Source organism: Cupriavidus sp. NPDC089707, assembly GCF_044748965.1.
Lineage (GTDB): Bacteria > Pseudomonadota > Gammaproteobacteria > Burkholderiales > Burkholderiaceae > Cupriavidus.
The window spans coordinates 18,066-32,260 of the sequence record NZ_JBIVHB010000033.1 but is presented as its reverse complement, the minus strand read 5'-3'; the positions used below and the strand labels follow the sequence as shown (position 1 = coordinate 32,260).

Annotated in this window: 13 protein-coding genes and 1 pseudogene; 8 read left to right on the top strand and 6 right to left on the bottom strand. The window is 64.8% G+C overall.

The genetic code is table 11. From position 1 onward, the window contains the following. Nucleotides 1-12 precede the first annotated feature (12 nt). Both ACIP1U_RS30225 and ACIP1U_RS30220 read right to left on the bottom strand, forming a co-directional pair. Nucleotides 13-1,344 (bottom strand): MFS transporter, encoded by a 1,332-nt coding sequence (locus tag ACIP1U_RS30225; protein ID WP_400322894.1) that lies wholly within the window; start codon nucleotides 1,342-1,344, stop codon nucleotides 13-15. 48 nt (nucleotides 1,345-1,392) lie between these two features. Beyond that, nucleotides 1,393-2,472, bottom strand: coding sequence for a succinylglutamate desuccinylase/aspartoacylase family protein (locus ACIP1U_RS30220; RefSeq protein ID WP_400322893.1), 1,080 nt, complete (start codon nucleotides 2,470-2,472; stop codon nucleotides 1,393-1,395). A 136-nt stretch (nucleotides 2,473-2,608) separates the two neighbouring features. Between ACIP1U_RS30220 and ACIP1U_RS30215 the strand changes: the two genes are divergently transcribed. The 4 genes from ACIP1U_RS30215 (at nucleotide 2,609) to ACIP1U_RS30200 (ending at nucleotide 5,288) form a co-directional block, all read left to right on the top strand. Next, the gene (locus ACIP1U_RS30215; protein WP_400322891.1) at nucleotides 2,609-3,541 is read left to right on the top strand and encodes a LysR family transcriptional regulator; all 933 of its coding nucleotides are present in this window, start codon (nucleotides 2,609-2,611) and stop codon (nucleotides 3,539-3,541) included. A 271-nt stretch (nucleotides 3,542-3,812) separates the two neighbouring features. Continuing rightward, nucleotides 3,813-4,292, top strand: coding sequence for a YbhB/YbcL family Raf kinase inhibitor-like protein (locus ACIP1U_RS30210; protein ID WP_400322889.1), 480 nt, complete (start codon nucleotides 3,813-3,815; stop codon nucleotides 4,290-4,292). Nucleotides 4,293-4,523: 231 nt separating this feature from the next. Beyond that, entirely contained in the window at nucleotides 4,524-4,796 is a 273-nt protein-coding gene (locus ACIP1U_RS30205; RefSeq protein ID WP_400322887.1) for a hypothetical protein, read from the top strand. 270 nt (nucleotides 4,797-5,066) lie between these two features. Then, on the top strand, nucleotides 5,067-5,288 hold the full coding sequence (locus tag ACIP1U_RS30200; RefSeq protein ID WP_400322885.1) for a hypothetical protein: 222 nt from the start codon (nucleotides 5,067-5,069) through the stop codon (nucleotides 5,286-5,288). A gap of 87 nt (nucleotides 5,289-5,375) precedes the next feature. Here the strand turns inward: ACIP1U_RS30200 and ACIP1U_RS30195 are convergent, their stop codons facing one another. Next, entirely contained in the window at nucleotides 5,376-7,451 is a 2,076-nt protein-coding gene (locus tag ACIP1U_RS30195; protein ID WP_400322883.1) for a cache domain-containing protein, read from the bottom strand. Next, a complete protein-coding gene (locus ACIP1U_RS30190) occupies nucleotides 7,424-8,839 on the bottom strand; it encodes a sigma-54-dependent transcriptional regulator (RefSeq protein ID WP_400322881.1) in 1,416 nt (471 codons plus the stop codon). The genes ACIP1U_RS30195 and ACIP1U_RS30190 overlap by 28 nt, the downstream gene beginning before the upstream one ends. A 297-nt stretch (nucleotides 8,840-9,136) precedes the next feature. On the opposite strand from ACIP1U_RS30190, the gene ACIP1U_RS30185 reads away from it, so the two are divergent. From ACIP1U_RS30185 to moaA, 4 genes and pseudogenes are all read left to right on the top strand, one after another. Further along, entirely contained in the window at nucleotides 9,137-10,591 is a 1,455-nt protein-coding gene (locus tag ACIP1U_RS30185; protein WP_400322879.1) for an OFA family MFS transporter, read from the top strand. 37 nt (nucleotides 10,592-10,628) lie between these two features. Next, a complete protein-coding gene (locus ACIP1U_RS30180; protein WP_400322877.1) occupies nucleotides 10,629-10,745 on the top strand; it encodes an oxalate:formate antiporter in 117 nt (38 codons plus the stop codon). Nucleotides 10,746-10,996: 251 nt separating this feature from the next. Then, nucleotides 10,997-11,116: pseudogene (locus tag ACIP1U_RS30175) on the top strand (efflux transporter periplasmic adaptor subunit); the annotation flags it as partial. A 107-nt stretch (nucleotides 11,117-11,223) separates the two neighbouring features. Next, nucleotides 11,224-12,339, top strand: a complete 1,116-nt coding sequence (moaA, locus tag ACIP1U_RS30170) for a GTP 3',8-cyclase MoaA (RefSeq protein ID WP_400322875.1) — start codon at nucleotides 11,224-11,226, stop codon at nucleotides 12,337-12,339. A 5-nt stretch (nucleotides 12,340-12,344) separates the two neighbouring features. On the opposite strand, the gene ACIP1U_RS30165 is transcribed toward moaA, so the two are convergent. Both ACIP1U_RS30165 and ACIP1U_RS30160 read right to left on the bottom strand, forming a co-directional pair. Then, nucleotides 12,345-12,611, bottom strand: coding sequence for a transcriptional regulator (locus tag ACIP1U_RS30165; protein WP_400322873.1), 267 nt, complete (start codon nucleotides 12,609-12,611; stop codon nucleotides 12,345-12,347). After that, on the bottom strand, nucleotides 12,598-14,058 hold the full coding sequence (locus tag ACIP1U_RS30160) for a PLP-dependent aminotransferase family protein (protein ID WP_400322871.1): 1,461 nt from the start codon (nucleotides 14,056-14,058) through the stop codon (nucleotides 12,598-12,600). Before ACIP1U_RS30160 ends, ACIP1U_RS30165 begins: the two co-directional genes overlap by 14 nt. Between the last annotated feature and the right edge of the window lie 137 nt (nucleotides 14,059-14,195).

The window sequence follows — 14,195 nt, the reverse complement described above, 5'->3', positions numbered from 1 at the left end:
TGCTGATGTGATTCAGGCAGGTGTATCCGGCGCAGTTGGCATGACGGGCTTCGCCCGGCTGGCCGCGCCAATGGTGCGGGTGGACCAAGCCAGGGCCAGCAAGCTCAAGGCTGCACTTGCAGAGACGTACCAGGCCGGCGCCGAACCACTCTGGCAGACTCGGATAAGCCAGGTCGCGATCAGGGGGGCAAAGCCACCGAAGACCACCACGGCGGCGTTGTAGCCGATTGAAATACCGGTGGACCGGACCTCCTGCGGAAAAAGCTCCGCCATGGCAGCCGGCGCGGGGCCGGCGATTGCCGCGACGAACATTGCCATCCAGAGTTGGACGCAGATCAGCATCCCGAGGCTGGGCACACGCTGGAGAGCGACGATCGCCGGATAGCAAGTCACCAGTATGCCGCCAATGCCCACCAGAATAATCCGGTAGCGGCCCCAACGATCCGAGAGGCTGCCGAACAGCGGCGCGAGCACAAGCAGCATCACCAGCCCGATCGCATTGCTGGCCAGCGAACTGGACAGCTCAATATGGAGTTGAGTCGCCGCGTAGGTCGGCATATAGACCAGGAAAAAATACGAGCAGACCGTCCAGACGGTGGTAATTCCGAGACCTGCGACGGTTTCGGCGCGGTGGTCGCGCAGCACCGACCTTAATGGAGCACGACGACGTGCCAGTGATGCCTCACTGCTTGCATGCTCTGGCTCCGGCAACTTCCGGCGAATGTACCAACCGATCGGTCCGATCACCAGCCCCAGCATGAACGGGATGCGCCAGCCCCATTCGTCCATCTGCGCAGCCGTCAACGTTGACGACAGCAATGCCCCAAGGCCTGATCCAAACAGTAGTGCAGTGGACTGAGCTACCTGCTGCCAGCTTCCATATAAGCCTCGGCGGCTGTGGGGGGCAGATTCGATCAGCAGGGCCGTCGCCACGCCCATCTCCCCTCCCGCCGAGAAGCCCTGGATAAGCCGTGCGGCAACGATCATGAGCGGCGCCCAGATTCCTGCTTGCGCATAGGTTGGTGCGAAAGCGATCATGGCGGTACCGATGACCATCAGCAAGATCGTGAGCGACAGCGCCGCGGATCTGCTATGCCGATCCGCAACCGAGCCCAGCACGATCGCACCTACGGGGCGCATGATGAAACCTACGCCAAAGGTTGCGACTCCTAACAGCAGGGACACCGAACCCTCGTCCGATGGAAAGAAGAGCTTCGAAATGGTGAGTGCAAAGAAGCCGTATACGGCGAAGTCATACCATTCGAGCGCGCACCCCACAACAGCAGCAGCTATCGCCTTCTTTTGAACCGGATCGGGTCCATGATGTGTTTTCAATTCGCCCATGATGTCTCCTCTTGTCTTATGGATATCTCTTGCCCGGGCCGCAGCCAATCAGGCTCTGCTCGCCGTCCCGGCGCGTGAGGCAACAACTGCACAGCAGTTCCCTTGCCGCACAAGGCCGGGCTGTCGCTTCGCGTAAAAGATCCCGCTTTGCTGACACCTGAGGTCCAGGGGAGCGCGGCCGGGATCGCTCGGGAAATGGATTCGCCCTGCCACCTGACCGGCTTCGACCGGCTCTCCAATAGAGAAGAGCGGTTCGAACACACCATCCGCATTGGCGATTACATAGGCTGCAGGGCCTGGCACTTCGTAGAGCATCGCGGCCGACGTCGGTGTCGCCGGCGTGACGTCTTTCAGGACCCCTAGATGACCCAGGACGCTCGGGACGCCACGCCGGCAAATTGTGAGCGCCTCGCGCGAAACGGTCCCCTGCCCTGCCATCTCCACGCTCACCGTGGTCAATCCCGCCGTCATCGCCGCACTGGCGGCAGTACGCGTGTCCCCCAGGTTGTCCAACACGACTGAGACCGGCGCACCAAATGCCGCTGCGGCCGCCAAGTTCCGCTCGGTATGCGACGTATCGCCGGTGCAGTGAACGATGCTGCTAGGGAGAATATCCAGTGAACTGCCCCCGGAATGTAGACTGATGAAAGCATCGCTCGCTGCCATCAGAACATCATTCACAAAGGCTGCAATCTGCTGGGTCACGGATCCGTTCGGATCCCCCGGAAAGGCGCGATTGAAGTTGAGTCCGTCAATCGGTGAGTTTCGCTTGCCGGAAATCGCGGCCGGGAGGTTGATTGCCGGGATGACGATCAACCGCCCCCGCAACCTGCTGATATCGAGATCCCGGATGATCTCACTAAGCACGATCTGTCCTTCGTATTCGTCGCCGTGATTCCCCGCCTCCAGCAGAACAGTAGGCCCGTCGCCATGACTCAGCACCGCGATCGGGATCCGTGTCGTACCCCACGCGTCGTCGTCGGGCGAGTGAGGGATGTGAAAATACCCTACCTGCCTGCCCTCGCGATGGAGGTCGACATCGCTGAAAACCAGATGCTTTCGCGCAGTCCCTTCACTGCTGACCGCGAGGAGGGTTTTTAGGAAAGGCTCTCTTGAGTCACGCGTCATCGCTTGCCTGCCGTTGGTTGCTCATGGGAGATCTGAAGATAGACCTGCCTTGCCATACTTTCAAATACCTGATAGATGCGCCTGCTATACTTTTTAGGCATATCAACAGCCTGATTTGCCCTCGCGGGAGACAAGAATGCAAACCATCGAGATACGCCATTTGCGCTACTTCATCGCTGTGGCCGAAGCGCGGAGCATCGTTGCGGCAGCCCGGGCACTGAACATCGTGCAGCCTGCGCTGTCACGTCAGGTCAAGGATCTGGAGGACTACATCGGCGCGCCGTTATTGGTCCGGCATGCGAAGGGAGTAAAACTCACCCCCGCCGGGGTGAGCTTTCTGAATGACGCGAAGCAGTTGCTGCGCCATACGCTTGATGCGCGCGACCGCGCGCATCGTATCGGGCAAGGTCTCGGTGGCACACTGAAAATTGGCGCGCTGCCAAACTACCTGGTCTTGCCGGAAGCACTCGCAATCCTCAAGGACTTCCGGGAACATCAAGCCGACGTGGTGCTTTCCGTCGAGCCAATGTTGTCGTTGCAACAGGCGAAATCTATCCGGAACGGCGAGTTGGACGGCGGCATCCTGGCATTCCGGTCCAAAGACGACCCATCGCTTCAGGGCATTCGTCTCCTGCGCGAAGGCTTCGTGCTGGCCATGCCTGCCCTGGTCAAGAACTCAAGGACTGCCCCCAAAAAGCTGGCAGACGTCGCGACGGAGAAATTTATCTGGTTTAGCCGGGATCGATCTGCCCCACAGCATGACGCGCTGATCGCTGAATGCGCCAAGGCAGGCTTTGTTCCGCACATCGCCCAGATCGGTGCGGATATCCCAACCATGCTCGGGCTGGTCGCCGCGGGGATGGGATATGCATTCGTGCCTGCCAGTACACGGGCGGCGTGCCCGCCGTCCGTACACCTGTTGCCGCTCAAGGGGCTGGACGCCGAGTTTGATGTCGAGTTCGTCTATAGCCGGGAAGCGCAATCCCCACCTGTCGAGCGATTTGTTGCATCAGTTCGCCGGGTGCTTGGGGGTGACCACAAATTGGTATTTGAAGACATACCCGGCTAGCCACTGGCGGGCGATTGATTTCCGCCCTCATGACTCCAGCGGCAGAAGTCCGGCTAAACCAGCCGTTCAACGAGAAGTGGGGAACGTCCGAGACGGGTCGGCTTCGGAAAACTGCACGGTCCCTTGCACAGGGGTTGAATCCGGGCTAAGTTGAAACAGCCGTCATGCGCCGGCGGAGGCCGATATAGTGCAATTTGCACTTCTGCCGAGGTTGCTGGCTTTTGCGGCCATGCTGTTCGGACCAGCGCTACTTGCCCAGCAGAGGCCATCGATGCCGCTCATACTGACATCCCCCGCGTTTGCCCAAGGCGGGGAGATTCCCACTGTGCACACATGCGAAGGCGCCGATGTGTCACCTCCCCTGGCGTGGTCAGGGTTGCCACCCTCCACTGCCAGCCTGGTCTTGATTGTCGATGATCCGGATGCGCCGGATCCGGCGTTACCGCAAATGACATGGGTCCATTGGCTCGTGTACAACCTGCCTCCGCGATCCGGCTCGCTTGCGCAAGGTATGACCCGGAATAGCTTGCCGCCCGGCGCTCGCGAAGGTCTCAACGACTGGCACCGTGCCGACTACGGCGGGCCGTGTCCTCCAATTGGCCGGCACCGGTATTTCCACAAGCTATATGCCTTGGACATCGTGCTGCCGGATCTCGGCAAGCCGGACAAGGCGGCGCTGGAACAGGCGATGCGGGGGCACATATTGGCCCATGCCGAACTCATCGGGACCTACCAGAAGCATGGGCGCTGACGTAGTCAGTGCACTCGCCCGAACAGCACAGGCAGTGCGAAGGCATCGGTCTACTCGCCGGCCGCGTACGGAAAGATCAACGAAGGGGGCCTTGGCGGCCTCGCCCGACTCCCGCGAACGCGACAAGATTGCCTGGCTTGCGGCTCATCACGCCATGGGGTCGGCTTGAACACGTCGCCGCGTACCATTAGCCGTGGTTGCCGGTGAATTGGCTGATACGAGCCCTACCTGATGACCGTTGTCCCATTCCGGCCAGGAACGGTCACCCAGAGCAGCGAAAATGATGTCCGACTTGCGTGCCCGCTCGATGAGCATGTTGACGGCGCCGAGTACATCATGACGTCGATATGCGTTCGCAACGACTTCGTTTTGAAGATCGATAACGACAAGTGCCGTGTTGGGGCGGTCGTCAACTGGCCGAGTTCGGCTGCAGATTCAACTGGCCGCTGCCGCCGCCGGAAGCCGCTTTCCGACGAAATCAAAGGAAGATTGCGAATCGTCTGATCGTCATCCCCATCTGAAAAGGGAAAACTAAGGCCATCACCGAAACAGCGGTGATCGGGTGTCGCAACCCGCTTTTCCCTGACGGATGGTCGCTCAGGCGACCATCTCCACACGCACGCGCGCGTCGCTTCACAATGGCGGGCCGGGCGGGGCAGCCAATAAGGCTGGCCGGTGTTCGTCAGTGAGCCGGTTTGCGACCCCCGCTGTCAGGCCCGCCTCCCTCCAGTAATTGCATCAGGCGGGTCTCCCAACCTTCTTCAGGAGAGCGCAATGCAAGTGAAAACCCATCAACAGCACGAAACCATTTTCGTCGGCATTCCGGCAGAAACCCTTGAATCGCTCGATCGGATCAAGGCCGGCCTGGGTAGCGTCCTGTCGCTGCTGGAAGTGGAAAGCGAACGCTCGGAGGCATGCCACGGCGTGCATTGCCTGCTGGCGATGATCAAATTGCAGCTTGATCAGATGGCAGAGGAGTTGTGTCCTGCGGAGTAAGTCGAAAGCCTGACACTACCGCTGCATGAGGAAAGCTTCCCGCCATGTCAGGATAGTTGTCGCCTCGCCGACTGCGTCTTCAGCATGTCATGACTCCACACCATCAGTCTCTGGCTTCGCCCCAGACCCGTCTTCGCGCAGCCAGACGATGAACTCCGCACCCTGCCCCATCTTGCTTTCCACGGTAATGCGGCCACCATAGCGCTCCACCAGGGCGTAGCTGATGGACAGGCCGAGACCGGTCCCCATCTGCTTCTTGGTGGTGAAAAACGGATTGAACAGATTGGGCAGGTCTTCCTCGCGGATGCCGCGGCCCGTGTCGCGCACATGCAGCGTCACGCCATGCCCTTCCCAGTCGCGCGTGGCCAGCGTAAGGTTGCCGCCCTCCGGCATGGCGTGGATGGCATTGGTCAGCAGGTTGACGATGACCTGCTGCAGTTCGCTGCGGCTGATGCGCACGCGGCGTGTAGCCAGGCAGGCCAGTTCGATCCGGATGGCCGCGTCCTTCAGCATATGCCGGACCAGGTCGACACAGCCGGCAGCGACCTCGCCCACATCCAGGCGCTCGGTATTGCCGGCGTATGCCTCTGGCCGGACAAACTGCAGCAGCCGGTTGGTCAGCAGGTAGATGCGTCGCACCTGCTCATCGATCAGCCGCAATTCATGCCGGACCGGCTCCGCAGCCGGACCGAGAATATCGCGGGCCACGTCCAGGTTACCCTGGATCACCGCAATCGGATTGTTGATCTCATGCGCCACGCCCGCCGTAAGCTGCCCCGCGAGAGCAAGCTTTTCCGATGTAATCAGCTGCTGCCGGGTCGCGCGAAGCACCGTGTTCGCATCCTCAAGCTCGCGGGTCCGCTCGGCGACCTTGCGATCGAGCGAGTCCGCCCAGTCCCTGAGCTCGGCATTGCGCTGCTGCAGGTCCGACAGCAACTGGTCGAACTGCCCGGCGAGCTGGCCCAGTTCATCCTCGCTGCGCACCGGGCCAACGCGCGCATTGTCGTTGCCGGCCTTGAGCGCGCGCATGGTGCCGACCATCCGCGTCATCGGCGTGAATATCCGCCTGGCCCACAGCAGCGAGAACAGCGCGCCGGCCACGGCCAGCAAGACGAACAGGCCCACCAGCACGCCCAGCGCCAGGTCCTTGGCCTGGCTGATCGGCCTGGCCAGGTAGCCCACGTAGAGCATGCCGATACGCTGACCGCGGCTGTCGACGATGGGCTCATAGGCGCTCATGTACCGGTCGTTGACGACGAAGGCCAGGTCCAGCCATTTCTCGCCGCGCAGCAGCACCTGGTCGCGCACCTCGCGCGAGACACGCGTGCCCAGTGCGCGTTCGCCGTGGAACAGCCGCACGTTGGTGGCGATGCGCGTGTCGTCCAGGAACAGCGTCGCGGTGCCCTGGCTGCCGCGCGGCAGGGATTCCGGCTGGTAGACCAGCGCGTTGATGGTGTCGATGAAGGCAAGGTTGTTGTTCAGCAGCGTGCCGCCATGCAGGATCGCCACCAGCTTGCCCGCCCCGTCGACCACCGGCGCCGCCGCATGCACCACCATGCCGCGGGTTTCCAGTGTCCGGTCGGTCGGCGCGGCGTTGGGGGTGGCGCGCAGCGCCACCTGGGCGCGGCGGGCGAGATCTCCCGAGACCTCGGCCAGCTGCGCGGCGGACCAGGCATCGGTGGCGGCATCGGCACGGCCGGCCGCCGCGCTGGACACCACGCGCCATCCGGCCTGGCTGGTTCCGGAAGCGCCGGCCGGCGCGGCGGCAAGCACCCGGCCCTGCGGGTCGAGCAACTGCAGGAAGTCCAGCCCGTGCGCGCGACGCGCCCCGGCCAGCACGGCAGGCATGGCGCCGCCGTGCCCAGGCCCACCCTCCAGCGCTTCTGCCAGCGCGTGCGACCTGGCCTCCTGCAGGACCCGGTCCTTCACGCCACCGACCATATGCTCGAAGTATTCATGGGCGACGAGCAGGTCGCTGTTGACCTTGTACGCCAGCAGCGCCTGGAACACGCGATCGCCCCACAGCGTCATCAACAGCAGCAGCGCCACCAGCGCCACCAGCAAGGGCGCGACCACGATCGACACCAGCTTGGCGCGCAGCGAGGCGCGATAGCGGCGCAGCAGCGCTGAGGGCTTCAAGCGCGCAGGCCCCACTGCAGGCATTTGCGGTCCAGCGTTCGACGCGAGATGCCGAGCCGGCGCGCGGCTTCCACGCGGTTGCCGCCCTCCGCCGCCAGCACCTGCAGGATGTGCCGGCGTTCGACCGCTTCGAGCAGGGTGGCGTCGTCGGAGGCTTCGCCACGCGGTTGCGGCGCACCGGCGTAGTCCGGATCGGCCGGCTCGGCCGCCTCGGCGTGCTCGGCGGCATGGGCCAGCAGTTCGACCGGGTACTCGCCCAGGATCAGCGCCCGCTCCACCAGGTTGCGCAGCTCGCGCGCGTTGCCTGGCCAGTCATAACCCTTGAGCAGGCTCGCCAGCGACGGCGACAGCGGCACCGGCGGCAGCCCAAGCTGCGCCGACAACTGCTCCGAGAAATGCTCGGCCAGCGGCACCACGTCTTGCGGCCGCGTGCGCAGCGGGGGGATGGTCACGCCGACCACGTCTAGGCGGTAGAAGAGGTCCTGGCGGAAGCGCCCGGCGGCAACCTCATTGGCCAGGTTGCGGTTGCAGGCGGCAACGATGCGCACGTCCACCGCGATCTCGCGCTCGGTGCCGAGCGGGCGGATGCGCCGGTCCTCGATGACGCGCAGCAGCTTGGCCTGCATCGCCAGCGGCAGTTCCGAGATCTCGTCCAGGAACAGCGTGCCGCCGTCGGCATAGAGAAACAGCCCGTGGCGCGCGCCGGCGGCGCCGGTGAACGCTCCCCTGGCGTGGCCGAACAGTTCGCTTTCGATGATCTCGGGCGCCATCGCGCCGCAGTTCAGCGGCACGAACTGGCCCTGGCGGCCGCTGAGCCGGTGCAGCTCGCGCGCCACCACTTCCTTGCCGGTGCCGGACTCGCCCGTCACCAGCACCGTGGACGGCATCGGCGCGACCCGCGCGACCAGCGCCATCACCTTCTTCATGGCCTCCGACTCGCCGATGAAGTCCTTGTGGATGGTGTACTTGTCCAGCTCGCGGCGCAGCAGGTAGTTCTCGCGCGCGAGCCGGGCCTGGTTGAAGCAGCGCCGGATGGCGTTGAGCACCTGGTCGACGCGGAACGGCTTGACGATGAAGTCCGCCGCGCCGGAGCGCAACGCGGCAATGGCCGTGTCCATGTCGGCGAAGGCTGTCATCAGGATGACGTCGGCGGGGTTGCCGGCTGCGCGCAATGCCTTGAGCCACTCCATGCCGCTGGCGCCGGGCAGCGCCACGTCCAGCAGGATCAGGTCCACATGGCGCTGCTCCAGCAGCGCGGCGCCCGCTTCGGCGCTGTCGGCCGTGAGCACGCTGCCCGCTTTGCCTTCCAGCGCCCGTGACAGAAACGAACGCATGCCGGCCTCGTCATCCACCACCAGGATCGTGCGGCGCTGCCAGTTGTCGGCTTCGGCGTTGCTTTGTCGTTCGCTCATCACTTTGGTTGTTGCGGAGGCAGGTGGAGAGTCTAGCGACAGTGCCCGATCCGCCTGTATTGGGGTTAAACCGACCCGGCCGTGCGCGGCGGCCGCCGCGGATAGACATTTTGACCCGTACGCCGGGCCCGCGCCCGGACATTTTGTCCTTTGGCGCGCCCTTCTGGAAGGCGGCTTGCCGCAACCCGTTGACGGCAAACGGCATCCGCCACCGGCACAGCTCTTGCTCAACGACGCGCTCCAGCCCGGCGCACCCGCGCAACAAGAGGCTGCCACTTCCAGCCAGGAGACAACTTCATGACCTATTCCGCGCAAGCGCAAACACCCTCCGAGCAGCAGGCGCAACATCGCTCCGGGCCATCGCAAGGGCCATCGCAATCGCGGCCGGGATCGCGGCCATCGCCCTTCTCCAAGGAAGCGATCATCGCCCGCCCGGGCTTCAACCGCTGGATGGTGCCGCCCGCCGCCCTGGCGGTGCACCTGTGCATCGGCCAGGCCTACGCGTTCTCGGTCTTCAATGAACCGCTGACCCGGATCATCGGCGTCACGCGCGCGGCGCCGGGCGACTGGCAGCTGACCACGCTGGGGTGGGTGTTCTCGCTGGCGATCTTCTTCCTCGGCATCTCGGCCGCGTTTGCGGGCAAGTGGCTGGAGAAGGTCGGGCCGCGCCGCACCATGTTCACGGCCGCATGCTGCTTCGGCGGCGGCTTCCTGGTATCGGCGGCGGGGATCTGGCTGCACCAGATCTGGATGCTGTACCTGGGCTACGGCGTGCTGGGCGGGATCGGGCTCGGGCTTGGCTACGTGTCGCCGGTGTCCACGCTGATCCGATGGTTCCCGGACCGCCGCGGCATGGCCACCGGGATGGCGATCATGGGCTTCGGCGGCGGCGCGATGATCGGCGCGCCGCTGTCGGTCGCGCTGATGAACCACTTCAAGAGCGCCACCAGCGCGGGCGTGGCCGAGACTTTCCTGGTCATGGGTGTGATCTATTTCATCTCGATGTCGCTCGGCGCGCTGGCCATCCGCATCCCGGCCCCGGGATGGGCCCCTCCCGGCTTTGTTCCCAAGGCCAGGCCGAGCAAGATGGTCACGCACGCCAACGTGCATATCGACCAGGCGCTGAAGACGCCGCAGTTCTACCTGCTGTGGCTGATCCTGTTCCTGAACATCACCGCCGGCATCGGCGTGCTGGGCCAGGCCGCGGTGATGATCCAGGAAACCTTCAAGGGCACCATCACCGCCGCCGCCGCGGCCGGCTTCGTCGGCCTGCTCAGCATCGGCAACATGACGGGGCGCTTCCTGTGGAGCTCCGCCAGCGACTACTTCGGCCGCAAGCTGACCTACGCCATCTTTTTCGCCTTCGGCGCCGCGCTCTACCTGGCTGTGCCGGCAATCGGCGCGGCCGGCAACGTAGCCATGTTCGTGGCCTGCTACTTCCTGATCCTGACCATGTACGGCGGCGGCTTCAGCACCATTCCCGCCTACCTGGCCGACATGTTCGGCACCGCGTACGTGGGCGGCATCCATGGCCGCCTGCTGACCGCCTGGGCCGCCGCCGGCATTGCCGGCCCGGCGCTGGTGAACTATATCCGCGAGTACAAGCTGGCGCTGGGCGTGCCCAGGTCCGAGGTCTACGTCGACACCCTGCACATCATGGCGGGCCTGCTGGTGGTGGGCTTCATCTGCAACCTGCTGATCCGGCCGGTGCATGCGCGGCACCACCTGCGCGAAGCCGCCAGCGCGGCCTGACCGCGCCGGCCATCAAAAGAATCCCAGGAGACAAACCATGGAAAACGACCGCACTAAGACACTGCTGCTGCTCACGTTCTGGACCTACGTGCTCATCCCGCTGGGGGCCGGCATCTGGTCGACCCTCGGCAAGGCCATGACGCTGTTCAGCTGAGCCGCCGCGCCGGCCGTCCGCTGCAGCACGTTCCGTGCTTGCGAGCGGCGCCCGGCGCGATTTTATTGACTCCGGACCGTCGATGCCGCGGGATCCATCCAACGCTGTAGTCCCGCGCTACGGCACCATCTGTACTGGTGGCGTCCTGCGTCCGGCCAGCCCAGCTTCCGGCCTGGACAACTGAGCTTGAACGGTTCCCCGGGAACTGTATCCCTGGCGGGCAGGCTGTGATCCGTACCCTTGTCCGTAATGACTGGGTGCGGCTGGCACAGCGCATCCCGGTGCGCATCGCGCTGGACAAGGTGCCGCCAGGAGTACGCCTGATCGCCGGCCAGACCGCCACGGTGCGCATCCGCAACGCGCACGAATAAGGGCAACTGTTCTGCTGCGGGCGGGCCCAAAGTGTGCGCCTGCCGGGCAGCGAGCCGTCCCTAAGATAAACGGCATGCCCCACGCCATTGCTCCTGGGAGAGCCGCCATGCAAGCCGCGCCTGTGCAGACCCAGCACGCAACCATCCCCACCCTCGCCCCGCCTGCCACCATCCCGCCGGACCAGGCCTGCCGCGACCAGCTTGGCCGGCCATTGCGCGACCTGCGGCTCTCGGTGATCGACCAGTGCAACTTTCGCTGCACGTATTGCATGCCGAAGGAGCGCTTCGGGCGCGATTATCCGTTCCTGACCGCGCAGCAACGGCTAAGCGATGCCGAACTCCTGCGCATTGTCCGTGCCTTTGTCGGGCTCGGTGTCGAGAAGGTGCGGCTGACCGGTGGCGAGCCGCTGCTGCGCAAGGGAATCGAAGCGCTGGTGGAAGCGATTGCGTCATTGCGCACCCACAGCGGCAAGCAGGTTGAGGTGGCCATGACCACCAACGGCAGCCTGCTGGCGCGCAAGGCCAGCGCGCTGCGCGATGCCGGCCTCGGCCGCGTCACGGTCAGCCTCGACAGCCTGGACGACGGCGTCTTTCGCGCCATGAACGACGTCGATTTCCCGGTGGCTCGGGTGCTGGAAGGCATCGATGCCGCGTGCGCCGCTGGCCTGCAGCCAGTCAAGGTCAACTGCGTGGTCGAGCGCGGCACCAACGACGCGCAGGTGCTGCCGCTCGTCGAGCACTTCCGCGGCAGCGGCGTCACGCTGCGTTTTATCGAATATATGGATGTGGAAGGGCCGCGCGGATGGTCGCAATCGCGCGTGGTGCCTTCCGGCGAGATCCGCGCCATGGTAGAGCGCGCGCATGCGCTGCTGCCGGTCGCGCGGCGGGACGCAGAGACTGCCAGCAACTGCATGCTGGCCGATGGCAGCCTGAAGCTTGGCTTTATTTCCAGCGTATCCCACCCGTTCTGCGGCGATTGCACCCGCGCTCGCGTTTCGGTGGATGGCCGCCTGCACCTGTGCCTGTTCGCCACCCGTTCCGTCAACCTGCGCCCGCACCTGTCGGACGCACGCCCTGCCGAAGCACTCGCCGATGCAATCAGCCAGGCATGGCAAGCGCGCGGCGACCGCTACTCCGAACTGCGCGCCGAACGGCTCGCCAGCGGCGAGCGGCAATATTCGAGGCAGTACCCGACGGTACGCATGTCGCTGGTGGGCGGCTGAGCCGCTCAGTCGGTCTCCGGGAACACCTGCGCGGCAAGCTCCGCCCCGGCCTGCGTCAGGCTGGCGTGGCCGTGCCCCGCCTCGTCGATCGCAACATCGGCCAGCCCCGCGGACTGCAGTTGCGTCAGCACGCGCCTCAGCACGCTCATCGGCAGTTGCGCCCGCTTGGCGATCTTCGCGAGGGACCAGGGCGTTGCAGCGCCCGCGCGCGGGGCTTCGTGCAGCACCTGCAGCGCGGCGAGGATGGCGGGATCGATGTCAGTGTCCGGCATGGACTGGCTTTTCCTGTGCTTGCTGACGGCTGCGCGTCAGCAGGTGCTGCGCGATCTTGCCCAGTGTCTGCACCGCGGACTCGATGCCGGGCGACCATTCGGCACTGTAGTTCAGCCGGATACAGTTGGCGTAGGTGGCGCCGGGCGCGAACATATGGCCCGGGGCGACCGTGATGCGGTGGTCCAGCGCGGCGTGGTACATCTCCATGGCATCGATGCCTTCCGGCATCTGCACCCACAGCACATAGCCGCCCGCCGGCCGCGACGTGGTCGTGCCTTCGGGGAAGAAGCGGCGCACGGCCGCCGCCATGATGCTGGCCTGCTGTGCATAGGCCTTGCGCACGCGCCGCAGGTGGAAGTCGTAGCCGTCGTTCTTCAGGAACTCCGCGATCGCCAGCTGCGGGATCGCCGGCGTGGTCAGCGTATTGAGGAACTTGAGCCGCTCCACCGCTTCGCGGTAGCGTCCCGGCAGCGCCCAGCCGATGCGGTACGCGTTGGTCAGCGTTTTGGAGAACGAGGCGCAGTGCAGCACGATGCCGGCCTTGTCATGGGCCTTGAGCGAACTGGGGTGGACTTCGCCGTAATAGAGCTCGCCATAGACGTCGTTCTCGATGACGGGGATGTCCTTCCCGGTCAGCATGGCGACCAGGCTGCGTTTGCTGTCGTCGGGCATCTGGAAACCGAGCGGGTTCTGGAAGTTCGGCATCACCATGCATGCCTTCACGCCCTTCTCGTCGATCAGCCGCGCCAGCGCGTCCTGGTCGATGCCTTCCACGGGGTCGGTCGCCACCTCGATGGCGCGCATGCCCAGGCGTTCGATCGCGTGCAGCATGGCGTAGTAGGTCGGTGACTCGACCGCGATGGTATCGCCCGGCTTAGCCACCGCCTGCAGGCACAGGTTGATGGCTTCGGTGGCGCCGATGGTGACGATCACTTCGTTCGGATCGATGGACTGGCCATTCTCCAGGTAGCGGCGCGAGATCTGCCGGATCAGCTCGGGGCTGCCGGGCGGCAGGTCGTCGAGCAACGTCCACTTGGCATGGCGGCGGGCGATGTTGTTGGCGTACTGGTTGATGCGTTGCCACGGGAACAGCGACGGATCCGGATACGGCGAACCCAGCGGCACCGCTTCGTCCGAGCGGATGGAGCGCAGCGTGGACAGCACCAGCGCGCTGACGTCGACCGCCGAAGGCTTGGCGCTGGGCCGGGACGTCCGCAATTCGATTGCCGGCTCGCCCGGACGTGCGCGCACGAAGTAGCCGGACTGCGGCCGGCTTTCGATCACGCCGCGGCTTTCCAGCAGCACATAGGCGCGGATCACCGTGGTAATGCTCATGCGGTGGTGCTGGCTGGCCTGCCGCACCGACGGAATGCGCTCGCCCGGCAACAGGACACCCTGCTGCACCAGCGCCTCGATATCCGCAGCCAGTTTTTCATACAGTTTCACGCTGCGCTCTCCGCCTGCCGTTATGTCCGCCTTGTCAGCTGAGCCGTCAGCTGAGCCAACAATGGAGATCATAGTACGGCAGCGGCACACGATGGAGCGATCCGGCGCTGTGCGGCCCTATGCGCACAAAGCCGCGG

Coding starts and splice junctions, on each gene's coding strand:
- ACIP1U_RS30225 (WP_400322894.1), bottom strand. CDS start 1,344: ATGGGCGAATTGAAAACACATCATGGACCCGATCCGGTTCAAAAGAAG.
- ACIP1U_RS30220 (WP_400322893.1), bottom strand. CDS start 2,472: ATGACGCGTGACTCAAGAGAGCCTTTCCTAAAAACCCTCCTCGCGGTC.
- ACIP1U_RS30215 (WP_400322891.1), top strand. CDS start 2,609: ATGCAAACCATCGAGATACGCCATTTGCGCTACTTCATCGCTGTGGCC.
- ACIP1U_RS30210 (WP_400322889.1), top strand. CDS start 3,813: ATGCCGCTCATACTGACATCCCCCGCGTTTGCCCAAGGCGGGGAGATT.
- ACIP1U_RS30205 (WP_400322887.1), top strand. CDS start 4,524: ATGACCGTTGTCCCATTCCGGCCAGGAACGGTCACCCAGAGCAGCGAA.
- ACIP1U_RS30200 (WP_400322885.1), top strand. CDS start 5,067: ATGCAAGTGAAAACCCATCAACAGCACGAAACCATTTTCGTCGGCATT.
- ACIP1U_RS30195 (WP_400322883.1), bottom strand. CDS start 7,451: ATGCCTGCAGTGGGGCCTGCGCGCTTGAAGCCCTCAGCGCTGCTGCGC.
- ACIP1U_RS30190 (WP_400322881.1), bottom strand. CDS start 8,839: ATGAGCGAACGACAAAGCAACGCCGAAGCCGACAACTGGCAGCGCCGC.
- ACIP1U_RS30185 (WP_400322879.1), top strand. CDS start 9,137: ATGACCTATTCCGCGCAAGCGCAAACACCCTCCGAGCAGCAGGCGCAA.
- ACIP1U_RS30180 (WP_400322877.1), top strand. CDS start 10,629: ATGGAAAACGACCGCACTAAGACACTGCTGCTGCTCACGTTCTGGACC.
- moaA (WP_400322875.1), top strand. CDS start 11,224: ATGCAAGCCGCGCCTGTGCAGACCCAGCACGCAACCATCCCCACCCTC.
- ACIP1U_RS30165 (WP_400322873.1), bottom strand. CDS start 12,611: ATGCCGGACACTGACATCGATCCCGCCATCCTCGCCGCGCTGCAGGTG.